Genomic DNA, 19185 nt, shown 5'->3' on the forward strand with positions numbered 1-19185 from the left:
CGTGAGTTGGTGCGGGGGCAGGGTCCCGGTGTCCGGGCCGGGGGCTACGTTCGTCCGGTCGGGTGACCGTCAGGGTCTTTCGTTCGGTGGAAGTGAGGCGCGAGGGCGATGCGGGCTGTGGTGTTCGAGAAGTTCGGGGAGCGGGCCGAGGTGCGGGAGGTGCCCGATCCGGCGCCGGCGCCGCACGGCGTGGTCGTACGGGTCGAGGCGACGGGCCTGTGCCGCAGCGACTGGCACGGCTGGATGGGCCACGACCCGGACATCCGCCTGCCGCACGTACCCGGGCATGAACTCGCCGGAGTGGTAGAGGCGGTGGGCGCCGATGTCCAGGACCGGCGGCCGGGCGACCGGGTCACGGTCCCGTTCGTGTGCGCCTGCGGCACCTGCGCGTCCTGCGCGGCCGGTGACCACCAGGTGTGCGAGCGCCAGACGCAGCCCGGCTTCACGCACTGGGGCTCCTTCGCCGAGTACGTCGCCCTCGACCACGCCGCCGTGAACCTGGTGGACGTGCCGGACGAGCTGTCGTTCGCGACGGCGGCGGGTCTCGGCTGCCGTTTCGCGACCGCGTTCCGCGCCGTGGTCGCGCAGGGCCGGGTCGCCGCCGGGGAGTGGGTCGCCGTGCACGGGTGCGGCGGCGTCGGCCTGTCCGCCGTGATGATCGCGGCGGCGAGTGGCGCGCGGGTCGTCGCGGTCGATGTCTCGCCCGCCGCGCTGGACCTTGCCCGCACCTTCGGCGCCGCCCACTGTCTGAACGCCTCCGAGGTGCCCGATGTGGCCGCTGCCGTAAGGGAGTTGACCGGCGGCGGGGCACACCTGTCGCTCGACGCGCTCGGCTCACCGGTCACCTGTGCCGCCTCGGTGGGCGGGCTGCGGCGACGGGGCCGCCATGTGCAGGTCGGCCTGCTGCCGCAGGACCCGGTCGTGCCCATGGGCCGGGTGATCGGCCTCGAACTCGAACTCCTCGGCAGCCACGGGATGGCCGCGCACGCTTATCCCCGGATGCTGGAGACGGTCCGCGCCGGGGTCCTGCGGCCGGACCTCCTGGTCACCTCCACGATCACGCTGGACGCGGCACCCGCAGCGCTTGACGCGATGGGTGCGGCGCCCGGCGCGGGCGTGACGATCATCGAGCCGTGGGCGTGAGATTCCTGAGCCTCGGTCAGGGCCGCCCCTGATGCTCCGCCCACTCCGGGGCGAGGACCGACATCAGCGTCGAGTCGTACCACTGGCCGTCGCGCAGTACCGACTGCCGGGCCACGCCTTCCTCGACGAAGCCCACCTTCTCGTAGACGCGGCGGGCCCGGTGGTTGTGGCTGAACAGGTCCAGGGCGATGCGGTGCAGGCCCAGGCGCTCGAAGCCGTGGCCGACGATGAGGCGGACCGCCTCCGTGCCGAGGCCCCGGCCGCGGCCCTCGGGGCCGACGAGCGTGCGGAACGTGCAGCTGCGGTGCTCCGGGTCCCAGTCGTACAGGACGACCTCACCGACGAGTCGGCCGGTGGCGCGGTCGGTCACCGCGAGGTCGAGGCGGTCGTCCTGGGCACTGCGTGAGCCGTACCAGGAGCGCAGGAAGTCCACGGTGAGCTCGTTCGACGGGTCGCCGGTGAAGTGGCGGACCTCCGGGTCGTCGATGATCTCGGCCATCGTGTCCGCGTCGGCGGCGGTGAACGGCCGCAGGACGGTCTTCTCGCCGGTCAGTACCGGCTTGGCGGAGAAGCCGGCCGCCAGGGGGTCTTGGGTCATGCGGGGATTGTCCGGAGGGGCGGGCGCGCGGGGCAATCGAATAACGGGGGCGCCGGCCCGCACGGTGGCATGCGTGCGCGGCGGCGTCCGTGCGACGGAGGGTGGTCACTGCTTGAGGCCGCGGTTGCGGGGGCGGGAGGCGACCCAGGCGCGGACGGTGTCCGCGTACCAGTACGGCTTTCCCGACTCCACGTGGTCGGGCGGGGGCAGGAGGCCGTGCTTGCGGTACGAGCGCACGGTGTCCGGCCGGACCCGGATGTGCGCGGCGATGTCCTGGTACGACCAGAGCCTTCGGTCGGTCATCTGTGGCTCCTTGCTGCGGGTGCCGCAGCGGCGGCTCGGGGTGGCCGTCGGGGGAGCTGCGGCGCGAACGCTGGCGATCAGTCAGCCTGTGCCCGGACAACGACGCGCCCGGAGCGGAGGCGAGGGGCTGTCGACGGGATGTGACGCAAGACCCGCGTATACGAGACATGTGTGACAGGAAAGGGGTGTTTGTGACGCGAGTGACGCATTGGCGGCGCACGGAAGGCGCGTACGCGGGCGTGACCGTTCGTCCGGTGGCGCCGTTCTCCTACACCCCGCACGACCTCAGATAGCCCCTGGTGCGGCGGGCGATGGGCAGCGGACGGTCCGGCTCGCACGGGTACATGTCCTGCTCGACGATCGCGAAGAGATCAACGTCGAGGCGCTGTGCGGCCGCGATGACGGGCTCCAACGCGGGCTCCCCGGCCGGGGGTTCACACATCACGCCGCGCGCCACGGCAGGCCCGAACGGGACCCCGCCCGCGCGGACCCCGGCGAGCACGGCCGGGTCGACCTGCTTGAGGTGGAGGTAGCCGATGCGCTCGCCGTACGTCTCGATGAGCTTGACGCTGTCGCCGCCGCAGTACGCGTAGTGGCCCGTGTCGAGGCAGAGGGAGACGAGGTCCTGGTCCGTGGAGTCGAGGAAGCGGGCGACGTTCTCCTCGGAGTCGATGTGCGTGTCGGCGTGCGGGTGCACGACGGTCCGCAGGCCGTACCGCTCGCGGACCTCGTGGGCGAGCCGCTCGGTCTGGGTGGTCAGGTCGCGCCACTGCGCCGCTGTGAGGGACGAGTCCTCGATGACCTCGCCCGTCTTGTCGTCGCGCCAGAAAGCGGGGATGACGACGAGATGCCCGGCGCCGGTCGCGCGCGTGAGTTCGGCGATGGCCGAGACGTGCTCCCACGTCGCGTCCCAGACGCCGGAGCCGCGGTGCAGGCCCGTGAAGACCGTGCCGGCGGAGACCTTCAGGCCGCGCCGTCCGGTCTCCTCCGCGAGCACGTCCGGGTCCGTGGGCAGGTAGCCGTACGGGCCGAGCTCGATCCACTCGTAGCCCGCTTCGGCGACCTCGTCGAGAAAGCGCCGCCAGGGGACCTGGCGGGGGTCGTCGGGGAACCACACGCCCCAGGAGTCGGGTGCCGAGCCGATGCGGATGCGGGGTGACATCGTCGTCATGGAACCAGCCTTCAGGGCGTCGGAGACGGGTGTCAAGACGTGGTCCGAATGTCCGGACAAAATGTTGACAGGGTCTTGGGGCAGGGCTAGACCTGAGCCTGAGACCGCCGAAGGGGCGCGCGCCCCGCCGAAGGGAATCCGTATGCAGCCCAGTCCCGGCGAGCCGTACGACCTGATCACCATGGGCCGGATCGGCGTGGACCTCTATCCGTTGCAGGCGGGCGTGCCACTGGCGGAAGTGGACACGTTCGGCAAGTTCCTGGGCGGATCGTCGTCGAACGTCGCGGTGGCGGCGGCCCGGCTCGGGCGCCGCACGGCGACGGTCACCCGCACCGGGGCGGACCCCTTCGGGGAGTATCTGCACCGCCAACTGCGGGAGTTCGGCGTCGACGACCGCTGGGTCACCCCCGTGCCGGGCCTGCCGACGCCCGTCACGTTCTGCGAGGTCTTCCCGCCGGACGACTTCCCCCTCTACTTCTACCGCCGGCCCAAGGCGCCCGACCTGGAGATCCACACCGCCGAACTCGACCTGGACGCCATCAGGGAGGCCCGGGTCTTCTGGATGACGGGGACCGGGCTGAGCGAGGAGCCGAGCCGCTCGGCGACCCTGGCCGCGCTGGCGCACCGGGCGAAGGTGGGGATCACCGTCTTCGACCTCGACTGGCGGCCGATGTTCTGGGAGGACCCGGAACAGGCCAGGCCCCACTACGCCGAGGCCCTGCGCCACACGACCGTCGCCGTCGGCAACGTCGACGAGGTCGAGATCGCCACCGGTGAGCGCGAACCGGCAGCGGCGGCACGGGCGTTGCTCGCCGCCGGGGTGCGCCTCGCCGTCGTCAAACAGGGCCCCAAGGGCGTACTCGCCATGGCCGCGGACGGCAGTTGCGCGGAGGTGCCGCCGCTGCCCGTCGACGTCCTGAACGGGCTCGGCGCGGGCGACGCGTTCGGCGGCGCCCTGTGCCACGGACTGCTCGCCGACCGGGAACTGGAGGACGTCATGCGGTTCGCGAACGCGGCGGGCGCGATCGTCGCGTCCCGCCTGGAGTGCTCGTCGGCGATGCCGACCCGCGACGAGGTAGAGGCCGCACTCACGGCGGGAGAGGTCCGATGAGCCGGGCGGGCCGGGTCGGCGGGAGCAGCCCGGGACACGTTCCCGCGCGGGGCGGCCGGGACATGAGCGTCGATCCCCTGAGGCTGGTGCGGCTGCGGGCCCACCACCCCGAGGCCGTCGCCGAGGCGGCGGCGCGGCGGCCGCGCAGGCCGCTGATCGCGCACGAGGCCGGGCGCCTCCTGATCGTCGCCGCCGACCACCCCGCGCGCGGCGCCCTCGCCGTGGGGGAGCGCCCCTTCGCCATGGCCGACCGCGCCGACCTCCTCGGACGGCTCTGCCTCGCCCTGTCGCGGCCCGGCGTCGACGGGGTCCTCGCCACCGCCGACATCCTCGACGACCTGCTTCTGCTCGGCGCGCTCGACGGCAAGGTCGTCCTCGGCTCGATGAACCGCGGCGGGCTCGCCGGGGCCTCCTTCGAACTCGACGACCGGTTCACCGGACACCGGCCCGCGGACCTGCACCGGCTGCGGTTCGACGCCGGCAAGCTGCTCCTTCGTATCGACTACGACGACCCGGGATCGCTGCGCACCATGGAGTCCGCGGCCCGCGCCGTCGACGAGATGGCCGAGCTGCGACTGCCCGTGTTCGTCGAGCCGTTCCTGTGCCACCGCGATCCGGCGAGCGGGGCCCTGCGCAGCGACCTGGGCGCCGAGGCCGTCACCACGTCCATCGCCATCGCCTCCGGCCTCGGCGGCAGCTCCGCGTACACCTGGCTCAAGGTGCCCGTCACCGATAACCCCGACGACATGGTGCGCGTCATGGAGACGTCGACGCTGCCCGCGGTGCTGCTCGGCGGTGATGTCGGATCCGCTGACGACCAGGACGCGGCATACGAGAAATGGCGGCACGCGCTCCGACTGCCCACCGTGCAGGGCCTGGTGGTGGGGCGCTCGCTGCTCTACCCGGCCGACGGCGACGTGGCGGGCGCGGTCGACAGCGCAGCGTCGCTGCTGTAGGAGGGGACGGTGACGAACGACAGGGACCTCATGAACCTGTACCTGCCCCGGGGGAGCGCCGCCGACGGGCCCTACGCCCTGGCCGTCGGCCCGGAGCGGGCCGGCTGGTCCCGCGCGGGGCTGCGAGTGATCGAACTGAGGCCCGGACAAACCCACGATCTGGACACCGGTGCGAGTGAATGGATCGTGCTGCCCCTGACGGGTGGTTGCACGGTGCGCACGGGAAGCCGGATCATCGAACTGCTGGGCCGGGAGAGCGTGTTCGGCGGGGTCAGCGACTTCGCCTACGTGCCCCGCGACGCCCATGCGCAGATCGCCTCCGGCGCGGGAGGCCGCTTCGCCCTGGCAGGAGCGAAGTGCGAGCGTAAGCTCCCCGCCCGCTACGGCCCCGCGCCGGAGGTTCCCGTCGAGCACCGCGGCTCCGGCACCAGCGCCCGCCAGGTGCGCAACTTCGCGTCCGCCGACGCCTTCGAGTGCGATCAGCTCATCGCCGTCGAAGTGATCACGCCCGGCGGGAACTGGTCCTCGTACCCGCCCCACAAGCACGACGAGCACCGGCCGGGCGTCGAGACCGAGCTGGAGGAGATCTACTACTTCGAGATCGAGGGGCCCCGCGGGTACGGGTACCAGCGCGTCTCGCCGTCCAGGCCCGGCGGCACCGACCTGCTCGCCGAGGTTCGTACGGGCGACGCGGTCCTCGTCCCCGACGGGTGGCACGGCCCGTCGATCGCGCAGCCGGGACACACGATGTACTACCTGAACGTGATGGCGGGACCGGGCGAGGAGCGGGAGTGGCGGATCTGCTTCCACTCCGATCACCTGACGGAGGGATACCGATGACGCGGCTCACCACAGCACAGGCCCTCGTGCGGTTCCTGTCCCGGCAGTACACCGAGCGCGACGGCGAGCGGCGCCGCCTGATCGACGCGACCTGGGGCATCTTCGGGCACGGGAACGTCGCCGGGATCGGCCAGGCACTCCTGGAGTACGCCCACGACATGCCCTACCACCAGGGCCGCAACGAACAGGCCATGGTGCACGCGGCCGTCGGCTTCGCCCGGCAGAGCGGCCGGCTCGCCGCGCAGGCCGTGACCACGTCCATCGGGCCCGGCGCCACCAACCTCGTCACCGGCGCCGCCCTCGCCACCGTCAACCACCTGCCCGTCCTGCTGCTGCCAGGCGACACCTTCGCGACCCGGCCCGCCGACCCCGTGCTCCAGCAGCTCGAAGTCCCCTACGCGGGCGACGTGTCGGTCAACGACTGCCTGCGCCCCGTCTCCAGGTACTTCGACCGGATCACCCGGCCCGAGGCCCTGATCCCCGCGGCCCTCGCGGCGATGCGCGTCCTCGCCGACCCGGTCGACACGGGCGCGGTCACCCTCGCGCTGCCGCAGGACGTGCAGGCCGAGGCGTACGACTGGCCCGACGCCTTCTTCGACGAGCGGGTGTGGGGCGTGCGCCGGCCCGCGCCCGACCCACGTGAGCTGGACGAGGCCGTCCGCGCGGTGCGCGCCGCGCGCAGGCCGCTGCTCGTCGCGGGCGGCGGCGTGCACCACAGCCGGGCCGAGGAGGCGCTGAAGGAGTTCGCGGACGCGACCGGGATCCCCGTCGCGTCCACCCAGGCCGGCAAGGGCTCCCTGCGCTGGGACCACCCCTCGGACGTCGGCGGCATCGGCCACACCGGCACCGCGACCGCGAACGAACTCGCCCGCACCGCCGACCTCGTCATCGGCGTCGGCACCCGCTACACCGACTTCACGACCGCGTCCGGCACCCTCTTCGGCTCCGGCAGCGTGCGCTTCCTCAACCTCAACATCGCGGCCTTCGACAGCCACAAGATGGCGGCCCTGCCGCTGGTCGCGGACGCTCGCACCGGCCTGGAACAGCTCACGGCCGGGCTGCGCGGCCACCGTGCGGAGCCCTCGTACGTCATGGAGTACACCGACGACAAGGAGCGCTGGGAGTACCGCGTCGACGCCTGCTTCACGGCCGACGACGACCTGGTGCACCCCACCCAGCCCCAGGTGCTCGGCGTCCTCGACGAACTCGTCACCGAGGACGACATCCTGATCAACGCGGCCGGTTCGCTCCCCGGTGATCTGCACAAACTGTGGCGGGCCCGGTCCCGCGACCAGTACCACGTCGAGTACGGCTACTCCTGCATGGGCTACGAGATCCCGGCCGCGATCGGGGTCGCGCTCGCCGCGCCGGGCCGGCCCGTGTGGGCGCTCGTCGGCGACGGCACGTATCTGATGATGCCCACCGAGATCGTCACCGCCGTCCAGGAGAACATCCCGGTCAAAGTGGTCCTCCTCCAGAACCACGGGTACGCGTCCATCGGCGGGCTCTCGGCCTCCGTGGGCGGCGAGGGGTTCGGTACGGGCTACCGCTTCCCGGCCGCCGACGGCACGTACACGGGCGCCCCGCTGCCCGTCGACCTCGCGGCGAACGCGGCCAGCCTCGGCATGACGGTGCTGCGCGCGAAAACCGTCCGTGATCTGCGGGAAGCCCTCGCGGCGGCGCGTGCGGCGGACGGTCCCACATGTGTCTACGTGGAGACCGAAACGGCAGACACAGTGTCGGGCGCGCCCCCCGCGCAGGCGTGGTGGGATGTGCCCGTGGCCGAGACAGCGACCCGACCGTCGGCGGTCAAGGCCCGCGAGGAGTACGACCGGCACGTCACCGCTCGGCGCCGCCGGCTGTGAAAGAACGCGAAACACCCGAAACACCCGTAGGACCCCAAAGGAGATTGCCCTCATGACGACCGACGTCAAGACCGTCAACCACTGGATCGGCGGGAAGACCGTCGAGGGTGTCTCGGGCAATTTCGGCCCGGTCACCGACCCCGCGACCGGCGCTGTCACGACGCAGGTCGCCTTCGCCGACATCGACGAGGTCGACGCCGCGGTCGCCTCGGCCAAGGCCGCGTACGCGACGTGGGGCACCTCGTCCCTCGCCAAGCGCACCGCGATCCTCTTCAAGTTCCGGGCGCTGCTCGACGCCAACCGCGACGCGATCGCCGAGCTGATCACCGCCGAGCACGGCAAGGTCCACTCGGACGCGCTCGGCGAGGTCGCCCGCGGCCTGGAGATCGTGGACCTGGCCTGCGGCATCACCGTGCAGCTGAAGGGCGAGCTGTCCACCGAGGTCGCCTCGCGCGTCGACGTGTCGTCGATCCGCCAGCCGCTCGGCGTCGTCGCCGGCATCACGCCGTTCAACTTCCCGGCCATGGTGCCGATGTGGATGTTCCCGCTCGCCATCGCGTGCGGCAACACCTTCGTGCTGAAGCCGTCGGAGAAGGACCCGTCGGCGTCCATGAAGATCGCCGAGCTGCTCTCCGAGGCCGGTCTGCCCGACGGCGTCTTCAACGTCCTGCACGGTGACAAGGTCGCCGTGGACCGCCTCCTGGAGCACCCGGACGTCGCGGCCGTCTCCTTCGTGGGGTCGACCCCGATCGCCCGCCACATTCACACCACGGCCTCCGCCAACGGCAAGCGCGTGCAGGCGCTCGGCGGCGCCAAGAACCACATGCTGGTCCTGCCCGACGCCGACCTGGACGCCGCCGCCGACGCCGCGGTCTCCGCCGCGTACGGCTCCGCGGGCGAGCGCTGCATGGCCATCTCGGCCGTCGTGGCCGTGGGCTCCGTCGCCGACGAGCTCGTCGCGAAGATCAAGGACCGCGCCGAGAAGATCAAGATCGGTCCCGGCAACGACCCGACCTCGGAGATGGGCCCGCTCATCACCGCCGCGCACCGCGACAAGGTGGCGTCCTACGTCACCGGCGCCGCGGCCGAGGGCTGCGAGGTCGTCCTCGACGGCACCGGCTACACGGTCGAGGGCCACGAGGACGGCCACTGGATCGGCCTCTCCCTGCTCGACCGCGTCCCCACGACCGCCAAGGCCTACCGGGACGAGATCTTCGGCCCGGTGCTCTGCGTGCTGCGCGTCGACACGTACGAGGAGGGCGTGGCGCTCATGAACGCCTCGCCGTTCGGCAACGGCACCGCGATCTTCACCCGCGACGGCGGCGCCGCCCGCCGCTTCCAGCTGGAGATCGAGGCGGGCATGGTCGGCGTGAACGTGCCGATCCCGGTGCCGGTGGGCTACCACTCCTTCGGTGGCTGGAAGGACTCGCTCTTCGGCGACCACCACATCTACGGCAACGACGGCACGCACTTCTACACCCGTGGCAAGGTCGTCACGACGCGCTGGCCCGACCCGTCCGACGCCCCCGCGGGCGTGGACCTGGGCTTCCCGCGCAACCACTGAGGTCCAGGCAGCACCAGGTGCCCCGGCCGCCGCACAGCGCGTCCGGGGCACCTCTGTGTGTGCCCGGGGCGCCGGGGAAGTGTCCGGAGTGCGGACGAATTTCGACGGACTTCGGAGCGGGGGCTGCGGTTCCCGTACGTAGGGGATGTATCGGGTGTCCCAGACAACATGGCCTGTCTGCCTGGGAAAGCAAGGTCATTAATCCGAGATGCCTGATGGAATGTACTTGCTGCGGCGAACCGTCTTGGAAGTGACCGCAGTTGGATCAAGTGTCCGGTGCGGAATCCGCAGCTAAACGGCCGTTGACGTTCCGGATTTCGCACGGTGCAATGACGCGCCGGGAGCGGATGAACAACCCCCCATCGCGACAGCCCTTCGGAGGCGATAGCGCTCCCGGCCCGAGTATCAGAAACATCTGCCGCACGAGTCGATCGGAACCGCTCCCCCATGTCCGACACGCTTCGCACAAGCCCCGCGACCGTCACCGAGGAGCCCCTCGCGCCCCTCGGCAACACGGCCAGTCCCCAGAAGCTCAAGCGTTCCATCGGCGTCGTCGGCGGCACCCTGCTCACGCTCTCGTGCGTGACGCCCGCCTCCACGCTCTTCGTGGTCGTCCCCGACCTGTTCTCCTCGCTCGGCACCGCCACCGCGCTCACCATCGCGATCGGCTCGCTGCTCTGCATAGCCGTCGCGTTCTGCTACTCGGAGCTGGGCACCCTCATCCCCAGCGCGGGCGGCGAGTACGCCATGGTGTCGACGCTCGCGGGCCGCCTCGCCGGCTGGCTCGTCTTCGTGCTCTCGCTGCTCGTCGTCATGATCGTGCCGCCCGTCATTTCGATGGGCACCGCGGACTACCTCGCCCCGCTCGTGCACCTGCCCGCCGCCGGTGCCGGAGCGGGCGTCATGCTCCTCGCCACCCTCGCGGGCCTGCTCGACCTGCGCGCCAACGCCTGGATCACCGGCATCTTCCTCGTCCTCGAGGTCATCGCCGCCGGAGTCGTCGCCGTCCTCGGCTTCGCCCACTCCGAGCGCGGCGCCGGCTCCCTCGTCGACCTGCACGTCTCCGGGGCCGGCGGCCACACCGACACCGTCACCGCGATGCTGATCATCTCCGGGCTCGCCATCGCCCTCTTCATCACGCAGGGCTTCTCGACCGCGGTCTACCTCTCCGAGGAGCTGGAGAACCCGCGCCGCAACGTGGCCCGCACGGTGCTCGCGACCCTCGCCATCTCCACCGTGGTCATCCTGGTACCGGTCGTCGCCATCACCATGGGCGCCCCCGACCTCGCCGCCCTCACCAGCGGCGACATCAGCGGCATGGTCGAGGCCTGGTCCAACTCCGCCGTCGGCACGTTCGTCAGCCTCTGCGTCGCCCTCGCGATCATCAACGCGGGCATCGTCATGGTCATCCAGAACTCCCGCGTCCTGTTCGCCTCCGCCCGCGACAAGTCCTGGCCCGAGCCGGTCAACAACGCGCTCTCCAAGCTCGGCCGCTTCGGCTCCCCGTGGGTCGCGACCCTCGTCGTGGGCGTGCCCGGCGCGGCCCTCTGCTTCGTCAACCTCGACACCCTGTACGGCGTGACCGGCGTCTCCGTCACCGGCATGTACCTCCTGGTCGCCGTGGCCGCGCTGCTCGCCCGCCGCGGCTCCCACCGCGACCAGCCGGCCTGGCGCATGCCGCTGTGGCCCGCGGTGCCGGTGGTCCTGATCGCCGTACTCGCCTACATCCTCAGCCAGCAGGAGGTCTCCTACCTGCTGTGGACCGGCGGCATCACCGCCGTGGCCACCGTCTACTGGGTGCTCTACCTGCGGCCGCGCAAGGACACCCGCTGGCTGGTGTCGATCCCCGAGGACGAGCAGGCCTGAGCGTCGGCCCCGCCCCGGGCGGCGCTCAGACGAACGACCACTCGATGACGGCGCACCCACCGCCGTCCCGGCCGCCCGCGCCGCGATACGTCGCGAGCGCGGGCGCGTTGTCCGTGTCCACGCCGACCCACATCCCGTAACAGCCCCGCTCCCTGGCCAGCTCCGCCAGCGCCTCGACCAGGGAGCGGCCGATGCCGCGGCGCCGGTACGGCCCGGCCACCGACAGCTCGTACAGGAACATCTCCACTCCCTTGTCCGGGTGGATCGTCTCCACCCCGCTGACGAAGCCCACGGGCTCGTCGTCCTCGTAGGCCAGGAAGAGATGGTGGCCAGGGGTCCGTAGGAAGCGGGCGGACCAGTCAGGAAGGGCGGGCCCGTCGAACAGGGGCCCGGCGGCAGTCAGTTCGTCGACGGTGCGGGCACGGCGGATGCCGGATTTGTGCATGACGCTTCGTACCACGAGCGGTGTACGCGGGGGCGGGACCCTACTCCCCAGGGAGGTCCCCCGGTTCACACCGGGGGCTGCTCCCGTTGTCGGCGGTCGCCCGTACCGTTGACGCATGGATCTACGACTGACCGGACCGCGGGCCAGGCCGCGGCGGTGGGCGGCGGCCGCCGCGGCCGTCGTGGTGCTCGCGGGCGCAGGCACGTGGACGGCCGCGGCCGCCTCGGACGACGCGCCCCCCGTGCAGCGCCGCGACACGGTGATGGACACGGGCGGAGCCAGGATCGACACGTCGTACTTCACGACGCCCGGATCCGAGCGCCGCCCCGCCGTCCTGCTCGCCCACGGCTTCGGCGCCAGCAAGGACGAGCTGCGCGCCCAGGCCGAGGGCCTCGCCCGCGACGGATACGCCGTGCTGACCTGGTCGGCGCGCGGCTTCGGCCACTCCACGGGCAAGATCGGGCTCAACGACCCGAAGGGCGAGGTCGCCGACGCGTCCCGGCTCATCGACTGGCTGGCGAAGCGGCCCGAGGTGCAGCTCGACAAGAAGGGCGACCCGCGCGTCGGCGTCACCGGCGCCTCGTACGGCGGAGCGGTCTCGCTGCTCGCCGCCGGGTACGACGACCGGGTCGACGCCATCGCCCCGCAGATCACGTACTGGAACCTCGCCGACGCGCTGTTCCCCCAGGGCGTCTACAAGAAGCTCTGGGCCGGGCTCTTCATCAACACCGGCGGCGGCTGCGACCGGTTCGAGCCGCAGCTGTGCCGCATGTACGAGCGCGTCGCCGAGGCCGGGAAGCCGGACGCCGCGGCCCGCGCACTCCTCGAGGAGCGCTCGCCGATCGCCGTCGGCAAGCACATCAAGGTGCCCACGCTCCTGATGCAGGGCCAGACCGACTCCCTGTTCCCCCTCGGTCAGGCCGACGCGGCCGCCAAGGCGATCCGGGCCAACGGCGCGCCCGTCGACGTCGACTGGATCGCGGGCGGTCACGACGGCGGCGACCGCGAGACGGGGCGCGTCGAAGCCCGCGTCGACTCCTGGTTCGACCGCTATCTGAAGGACGACAAGGCCGCCGACACCGGCCCCGCCTTCCGCGTCACCCGCACCGGAGGCATCGACTCCACCGACGGCGCCGCCCAGCTGCGCGGCGCGAGCAGTGACACGTACCCGGGCCTCGCGAACGACCCGCGGCGCGTGCCGCTGACCGGGCGCGAGCAGCGCGTCGACAACCCCGCGGGAGCCAGCCCGCCCGCCATCTCGAACCTGCCGGGGCTCGGAGGCGGCGGCGGTGGCGGACTCGGCCAGCTCTCCTCCCTGGGCGTCGGCCTCTCCCTCGACTTCCCCGGCCAGTTCGCCCACTTCGAGTCGGCGCCCCTGCGCGACGACCTGCACGTCACGGGGTCCCCGACGGTGACGGTGCACGTCACGTCCGACAGCGACGACGCCGTCCTGTTCGGCAAGGTGTACGACGTCGCGCCCGGCGGCGGGTCCCAGCCGGTGCTGCCCTCTCAACTCGCCTCGCCCGTAAGGGTGGTGGGCTCCGGAGCCGCCGGTGGCAAGGACGTCACGCTCACGCTCCCCGCCATCGACCACGAAGTGCAGAAGGGCCACCGGCTGCGCCTCGTCCTGTCCTCCACGGACCTCGGCTACGCGTCCCCGACCCACCCCGCCACGTACACCGTCTCCCTCAAGAGCGACCTGTCCGTGCCCACCGCACCCGCCGTGCGCACGGCGGCCGCGCCGCTGCCCGCCTGGGTGTGGTGGCTGCCCCTCGCCGGGGTCCTGGCGGCGCTCGCCCTGCTGCTCACCGGGCGCCGCCGCGCGAGCGCGGGAGCCCCCGACCCGGACCTCGCCGAAGTCCCGCTCCAGATCACCGGCCTGAGCAAGAAGTACGCGAAGTCCGCCGACCGGTACGCGGTCCGTGACCTGTCCTTCCGCGTGGAGAAGGGCCAGGTCCTCGGCCTCCTCGGGCCGAACGGCGCGGGCAAGACCACGACCCTGCGCATGCTGATGGGCCTCATCAGGCCCGACGGCGGCGAGATCCGCGTCTTCGGGCACGCCATCAGGCCGGGCGCGCCCGTCCTGTCGCGGGTCGGCGCGTTCGTCGAGGGCGCGGGCTTCCTGCCGCACCTGTCCGGCCGGGAGAACCTGGAGCTGTACTGGGCGGCCACCGGCCGCCCCGCCGAGGACGCGCACCTGGAAGAGGCCCTGGAGATCGCCGGGCTCGGCGACGCCCTGGCCCGCGCCGTGCGCACCTACTCGCAGGGCATGCGCCAGCGGCTCGCCATCGCGCAGGCCATGCTGGGCCTGCCCGACCTCCTCATCCTCGATGAGCCGACGAACGGCCTCGACCCGCCCCAGATCCGCGAGATGCGCGAGGTGATGATCCGGTACGCCGCCGCGGGCCGCACGGTCATCGTCTCCAGCCATCTCCTCGCCGAGGTCGAGCAGACCTGCACGCACCTGGTGGTCATGGACCGCGGCCGCCTGGTGCAGGCGGGACCGGTCGCCGACATCATCGGCTCCGGCGACACCCTCCTGGCCGGGCTCGCGGCGGACATCTCCGACGCGCTGGTGGAGAAGGTGGAGGCGCTGCCCGGCGTGGAGTCGGCGGCCCGCGCGGACGGCGGACTCCTGGTCCGTCTCGCCGCTCCCGCGCACGCGGGTGTCCCGGCGACGGCTGTGGCGGTTCCCGCCGAGTTCGCCACGGAGAGCGCCCCGGCGACACCCGAGGACCCGGCCCGGTCCGCGGTCCTCATGCCTCCCGCCGGCGACCGGGAGACGGCCGCCGCCAGGCTCCTCGCCGAGCTGGTCCGGCTCGACGTGCCGGTCGCATCGCTCGGCCCGCACCGCCGTCTCGAAGACGCGTTCCTGACCCTGATCGGAGGCGAAGCCGGATGACCGCGCTCGTCGAGTCCACCGAGGTGGCGCCCGGATACCGCGCGCGCCGCACCCTGCCCCTGCGGGTCGAGGCCGTACGCCAGCTGAAGCGGCGGCGCACGCTCGTCATGGGAGCCGTCCTCGCCCTGCTGCCGTTCGTTCTGGTCGTCGCGTTCGCCATCGGCGGCGACCCGGGGGCGCGCAACGGCCGGGTGACGCTGATGGACACGGCCACCGCGTCCGGCGCCAACTTCGCCGCGACGTGCCTGTTCGTCTCGGCCGGGTTCCTGCTCGTGATCCCCGTGGCCCTGTTCTGCGGGGACACGGTCGCCTCCGAGGCCGGCTGGTCCAGCCTGCGCTACCTCCTCGCGGCGCCCGTGCCCCGCGCCCGCCTCCTGTGGAGCAAGCTCACCGTCGCGCTCACCCTCAGCCTCGCCGCGATGGTCCTGCTGCCTGTCGTCGCCCTCGCGGTCGGCACGGCCACCTACGGCTGGGGCCCGCTGGAGATCCCGACCGGCGGCGCGCTCCCCGCGGGCACGGCGGCGCAGCGGCTGCTCGTCGTGATCGCGTACATCTTCGTGTCCCAACTGGTCACCGCGGGGCTCGCGTTCTGGCTGTCGACGAAGACGGACGCGCCGCTCGGCGCGGTCGGCGGCGCGGTCGGGCTCACCATCGTGGGCAATGTGCTCGACGCGGTGACGGCACTCGGCGACTGGCGCGACTTCCTGCCCGCGCACTGGCAGTTCGCATGGGCGGACGCCATCCAGCCGCGCCTGGAGTGGGGCGGCATGATCCAGGGGACGGCCGTCTCGGTAACGTACGCCGTCATCCTGTTCGCCCTGGCCTTCCGGGGATTTCGCCGCAAGGACATCGTCTCGTAGGTCTCCGGAGGATCACCCTCCGGCCTCGGCGGGCCCCCTCCGTAGCCGCATCGAGATCCATCCGCAACGCCACCGACTGCTCGTTCCGGCCGTCTCGGACGTCACATTCACAAGTGCTGACGCAGCGATCGGCGAACCGAGGGGGCACGGATGAGGCCTGACAGCGAGCACCGCGCAGGGGACCGCGACCGTACGCGGGCATCGGCGCGGGCGCGAAGGCGGCCACGCGCACGGACACGGGTACGGGCGGTCGGCCTGCTCGCGGCGGCGCTCGTGGGCGGTCTCCTCGTCACCGGGTGCGGCGGCGGGAGCGACGGCTCCTCGGCGGACGGCGGCAAGGCGCGGCGCGCGGTCCCGCTGCCCGCCCCCGCCCCGGCCCGCCCGTCCGCACCCTCGACGCCCGCGCCGGGCACCGAGGCCGACGGCGAGCAGCGCGACATCGCGCCGACCGGCACCCCGTCGCCGACGCCCGCGGACTACCTCTCCACGTTCGCCCTCGACGTCGACACCGCGTCCTACGGCTACGCCCGCCGCACCCTCGCGGACGGGCGCCTGCCCGACCCGAAGACCGTGCGGCCCGAGGAGTTCATCAACAGCTTCCGCCAGGACTACCCGCGCCCCGAGGGCAACGGCTTCTCCGTGACGGCGGACGGGGCCCGCGCCGGCGAAGAGGGCTGGTCCTTCCTCCGGGTCGGCCTCGCCACCGGCCCGGCGGCCCCGGCGTCCGAGCGGCCGCCCGCCGCGCTCACCTTCGTCATCGACGTCTCCGGCTCCATGTCCGAAACCGGCAGGCTCGACCTGGTCAAGCAGTCCCTCGGCGTCATGACCGACCAACTGCGCCCCGACGACTCACTCGCACTCGTCACCTTCAGCGACACGGCCGAGACGGTGCTGCCGATGACCCGCGTCGGCGGCGGCCGGGGACGGGTCCATGACGCGATCGACAGCCTGGAGCCCCTGTCCTCCACGAACCTCGACGCGGGTGTCCGCACCGGCTACGACACCGCGGTCGAGGGAGCGCGCCCCGGCGCCACCAACCGCGTCGTCCTCCTCTCCGACGCCCTCGCCAACACCGGTGAGACCGACGCCGACGCGATCCTCGACCGGATCTCCGACGCCCGTCGCGAGCACGGCATCACGCTGTTCGGTGTAGGAGTCGGCAGTGAGTACGGCGACGCCCTGATGGAGCGCCTCGCCGACAAGGGCGACGGCCACACGACGTACGTCTCCACTCCCGAGGAGGCCCGGAAGGTCTTCTGCGACGAGCTGCCGCAGAACATCGAACTGCGTGCCCGTGAGGCCAAGGCGCAGGTCGCCTTCGACCCGCAGACCGTGCAGCGGTTCCGGCTCATCGGCTACGACGACCGGCGGGTCGCCGACGACGACTACCGCGACGACCGCGTGGACGGCGGCGAGGTCGGCCCCGGCCACACCGTGACCGCGCTGTACGCGATACGGCTGCGCCCGGGCGCGAGCGGCCACGTCGCGACGGCGGGCGTGCGCTGGCTGGACCCCGACACGCGGGCCCCGCACGAGGAGACGACCCAGATCGAGGCGTCCGCGCTGGACACGGACGTATGGCGCTCGAACCACGGCCTCCAACTGACGGCCACGGCCGCCTACTTCGCGGACGCCCTGAGGCAGGGCGCGCTGCCGGGAGCGCCCACGCTTCCCCAACTGGCGTCACGGGCGGACAAGTTGGCCCGCGCGACGGAGGACAAGGACGTGCGGCAGCTCGCGGAAGCGATACGCAGGGCCGACGAACTACGGATCTGAGGGCAGTCGCACCTGCTCCCGCAGGTTGGAGAAGCTGTCATTTCGCCCTGTAAGTTCTGGGTGAATTGGGCGCCCGCACCGCGCAATGGTGGTGTCCGGCGTGGTCGGCACGGTTTCCGCGTTGTTCTCCACCGTCTTCTACATGGCCGCCGCCCTCTGGCTTCGCTGGGACCTGGCCCTCGTCACCTTTCTGCTCGCCCCGCTCTTCCTCGTCGCCGCCCGCCGCTTCGCCGGCCGCATCAAGTCCGCGGCCCGTGACGAGCGCACCGCGGACGGCGCCATCACCTCGGTCGTCGAGGAGTCCCTCGGCAATGTCGTCCTCACCCAGGCCTACAACCCTTAGCCCAGGGGACCCGTCTTCACGACAGGCCCTAGTAGGACTCCGTTAGGTCGCTCTGGTTCTTGGGTTCTGGCTGGTGGTGGGTGTTCTGGGTAGGGGGCGGTGGCAGGTGGTGCAGGTCCCGGTCCAGCAGTTCAGCAGGTCTTGGATGACGTCCAGGATCTGGTAGAGGGTGAGTCCGCTGTATCGGCTTTTGGGGCCAGGCGCTGTTCGGTGAGGAACGCGTGGGCGGCGGTGACCAGGGTGACGTGGTGGTGCCAGCCCATCCAGGAGCGTCCCTCGAAGTGGTCCAGGCCGAGGCCGTGTTTGAGTTCCCGGTAGTCATGCTCGATGCGCCAGCGGATCTTGGCGAGGCGGACCAGTTCGGCCAGCGGGGTATCGGCGGGCAGGTTGGACAGCCAGTAGCCGGTGGGTGCTTCGGCTCCAGCGGGCCATTCGACCAGCAGCGTCACCTCGGGCAGGACACCGTCCCAGCTGTCTGGGTCTGCGGCGGCGGCCTGGGCGAGGCGGCGAGATTTGGTCCCGGCTGGCCGCACTCGCAGGGACAGGAAATGCGAGTGCATCGGTCCACGGGAGCCTGCCCGCCAGGTCACCTCGGTGAAGGCCTGCCGACCGTGGCCGGCCGCGAGCGCGGCCACCGAGGACGGCTTGTCGCGGTAGCGGGGTTGGGGCTTGCGGCCGTTGCCCGACCAGGGCGGGGCAGTGGGCACCGCATCATGCGGATGGACGGTCACATCCGAGCGGACCGCCACCACGTAGCCGATGCTCCGACGCTCCAGCCCGTCGCGGAAGTCGGCGTTCTGCCCGTACCCGGCGTCGGCCACCAGCACCGGCGGAACGAGGCCCCATCCGGCCAGCTCATCGAGGGTGTCCAACGCCAGGCGCCACTTCTCCCGGTGCCCGATCTCCTCAGGGACCCCCGTCTTGCGCCGACGGACGGCATCGTCCGCCCACTCCTGGGGCACGAACAACCGCCACTGCAACGGACAGGACGCGGTGTCGGAGACCGCATGCACACTCACCGCGACTTGGCAGTTGGCCTGCTTGCCCAACGCCCCGCAGTACTGAGGCGCGACGGCCACCGACATCTTCCCGTCCTTGGGGAACGACACGTCATCGACCGCCCAGGCGTCCGGGCCGATCTGCGGCACCATCCGCTCCGCAATGCGCCGCCGCACCAGCACCGGATCCCAGGTCGACTGGTTCACAAACTGCTGCAGGTTCTGCTCGTTGCCGTCCGGCAGCCGCTCCGCCATAGCCTGGATCGACTTGCGGCGCCCGTCCAGCATCAGACCTCGCAGATAACAGTCGCCCTTGGCCCGCTGGTCCTTGCGCGGCACCGACGCGAACACGTCAGCCACGAATAACGCCAACTTGGCCCGAGCACGGTTCACTTCATGTGCGTCCACCCCTCCAACATGCTCCCGAACACGACCGAGAGGAAG

15 protein-coding genes and 1 pseudogene are annotated in these 19185 nt (G+C 72.0%); 11 read left to right on the forward strand and 5 right to left on the reverse strand.

Annotation, left to right across the window (positions count from 1 at the left end; all coding sequences use genetic code 11):
- The first annotated feature begins 108 nt into the window (after positions 1–108).
- Entirely contained in the window at positions 109–1143 is a 1035-nt protein-coding gene (locus OG456_RS23370) for a zinc-dependent alcohol dehydrogenase family protein (protein ID WP_266564056.1), read from the forward strand.
- A 16-nt stretch (positions 1144–1159) separates the two neighbouring features.
- Here OG456_RS23370 and OG456_RS23375 read toward each other — a convergent pair whose 3' ends face one another.
- From OG456_RS23375 to OG456_RS23385, 3 genes are all read right to left on the reverse strand, one after another.
- Positions 1160–1741, reverse strand: a complete 582-nt coding sequence (locus tag OG456_RS23375; protein WP_266564058.1) for a GNAT family N-acetyltransferase — start codon at positions 1739–1741, stop codon at positions 1160–1162.
- 105 nt (positions 1742–1846) lie between these two features.
- Positions 1847–2044 carry an AlpA family transcriptional regulator gene (locus OG456_RS23380; protein ID WP_266564060.1) on the reverse strand — a complete coding sequence of 66 codons (198 nt, stop codon included), beginning with the start codon at positions 2042–2044 and terminating at the stop codon, positions 1847–1849.
- Between the two features lie 268 nt (positions 2045–2312).
- Positions 2313–3215 (reverse strand): sugar phosphate isomerase/epimerase, encoded by a 903-nt coding sequence (locus tag OG456_RS23385; protein WP_266564062.1) that lies wholly within the window; start codon positions 3213–3215, stop codon positions 2313–2315.
- Between the two features lie 142 nt (positions 3216–3357).
- Here OG456_RS23385 and iolC point away from each other — a divergent pair, with 142 nt between their 5' ends.
- The 6 genes from iolC to OG456_RS23415 all read left to right on the forward strand — a co-directional run bounded on the left by iolC (position 3358) and on the right by OG456_RS23415 (position 11417).
- Positions 3358–4326 carry a 5-dehydro-2-deoxygluconokinase gene (iolC, locus tag OG456_RS23390; protein WP_266564064.1) on the forward strand — a complete coding sequence of 323 codons (969 nt, stop codon included), beginning with the start codon at positions 3358–3360 and terminating at the stop codon, positions 4324–4326.
- A gap of 62 nt (positions 4327–4388) precedes the next feature.
- Complete coding sequence (locus tag OG456_RS23395) at positions 4389–5282, forward strand: deoxyribose-phosphate aldolase (RefSeq protein ID WP_266564066.1); 894 nt, start codon at positions 4389–4391, stop codon at positions 5280–5282.
- Positions 5283–5312: 30 nt separating this feature from the next.
- Complete coding sequence (iolB, locus tag OG456_RS23400; RefSeq protein WP_266569400.1) at positions 5313–6122, forward strand: 5-deoxy-glucuronate isomerase; 810 nt, start codon at positions 5313–5315, stop codon at positions 6120–6122.
- Complete coding sequence (iolD, locus tag OG456_RS23405; protein ID WP_266564068.1) at positions 6119–7987, forward strand: 3D-(3,5/4)-trihydroxycyclohexane-1,2-dione acylhydrolase (decyclizing); 1869 nt, start codon at positions 6119–6121, stop codon at positions 7985–7987. Before iolB ends, iolD begins: the two co-directional genes overlap by 4 nt.
- A gap of 52 nt (positions 7988–8039) precedes the next feature.
- A complete protein-coding gene (mmsA, locus tag OG456_RS23410) occupies positions 8040–9551 on the forward strand; it encodes a CoA-acylating methylmalonate-semialdehyde dehydrogenase (RefSeq protein WP_266564070.1) in 1512 nt (503 codons plus the stop codon).
- 447 nt (positions 9552–9998) lie between these two features.
- Positions 9999–11417, forward strand: a complete 1419-nt coding sequence (locus OG456_RS23415) for an APC family permease (RefSeq protein WP_266564072.1) — start codon at positions 9999–10001, stop codon at positions 11415–11417.
- Positions 11418–11442: 25 nt separating this feature from the next.
- Here the strand turns inward: OG456_RS23415 and OG456_RS23420 are convergent, their stop codons facing one another.
- Complete coding sequence (locus OG456_RS23420; RefSeq protein WP_266564074.1) at positions 11443–11862, reverse strand: GNAT family N-acetyltransferase; 420 nt, start codon at positions 11860–11862, stop codon at positions 11443–11445.
- Positions 11863–11977: 115 nt separating this feature from the next.
- Here OG456_RS23420 and OG456_RS23425 point away from each other — a divergent pair, with 115 nt between their 5' ends.
- From OG456_RS23425 to OG456_RS23440, 4 genes and pseudogenes are all read left to right on the forward strand, one after another.
- On the forward strand, positions 11978–14764 hold the full coding sequence (locus OG456_RS23425) for an alpha/beta fold hydrolase (protein WP_266564076.1): 2787 nt from the start codon (positions 11978–11980) through the stop codon (positions 14762–14764).
- Complete coding sequence (locus OG456_RS23430; RefSeq protein ID WP_266564078.1) at positions 14761–15624, forward strand: ABC transporter permease; 864 nt, start codon at positions 14761–14763, stop codon at positions 15622–15624. The genes OG456_RS23425 and OG456_RS23430 overlap by 4 nt, the downstream gene beginning before the upstream one ends.
- Before the next feature lie 150 nt (positions 15625–15774).
- Positions 15775–17400 (forward strand): VWA domain-containing protein, encoded by a 1626-nt coding sequence (locus tag OG456_RS23435; RefSeq protein WP_266564080.1) that lies wholly within the window; start codon positions 15775–15777, stop codon positions 17398–17400.
- An 85-nt stretch (positions 17401–17485) separates the two neighbouring features.
- Positions 17486–17737: pseudogene (locus tag OG456_RS23440) on the forward strand (ABC transporter transmembrane domain-containing protein); the annotation flags it as partial.
- Positions 17738–17874: 137 nt separating this feature from the next.
- Here the strand turns inward: OG456_RS23440 and OG456_RS23445 are convergent.
- Positions 17875–19149 carry an IS701 family transposase gene (locus tag OG456_RS23445; RefSeq protein ID WP_266564082.1) on the reverse strand — a complete coding sequence of 425 codons (1275 nt, stop codon included), beginning with the start codon at positions 19147–19149 and terminating at the stop codon, positions 17875–17877.
- Between the last annotated feature and the right edge of the window lie 36 nt (positions 19150–19185).

Origin of the sequence: Streptomyces sp. NBC_01446, from assembly GCF_026340095.1 — a bacterium.
In the GTDB taxonomy this organism is placed as follows: Bacteria; Actinomycetota; Actinomycetes; order Streptomycetales; family Streptomycetaceae; genus Streptomyces; species Streptomyces aureus.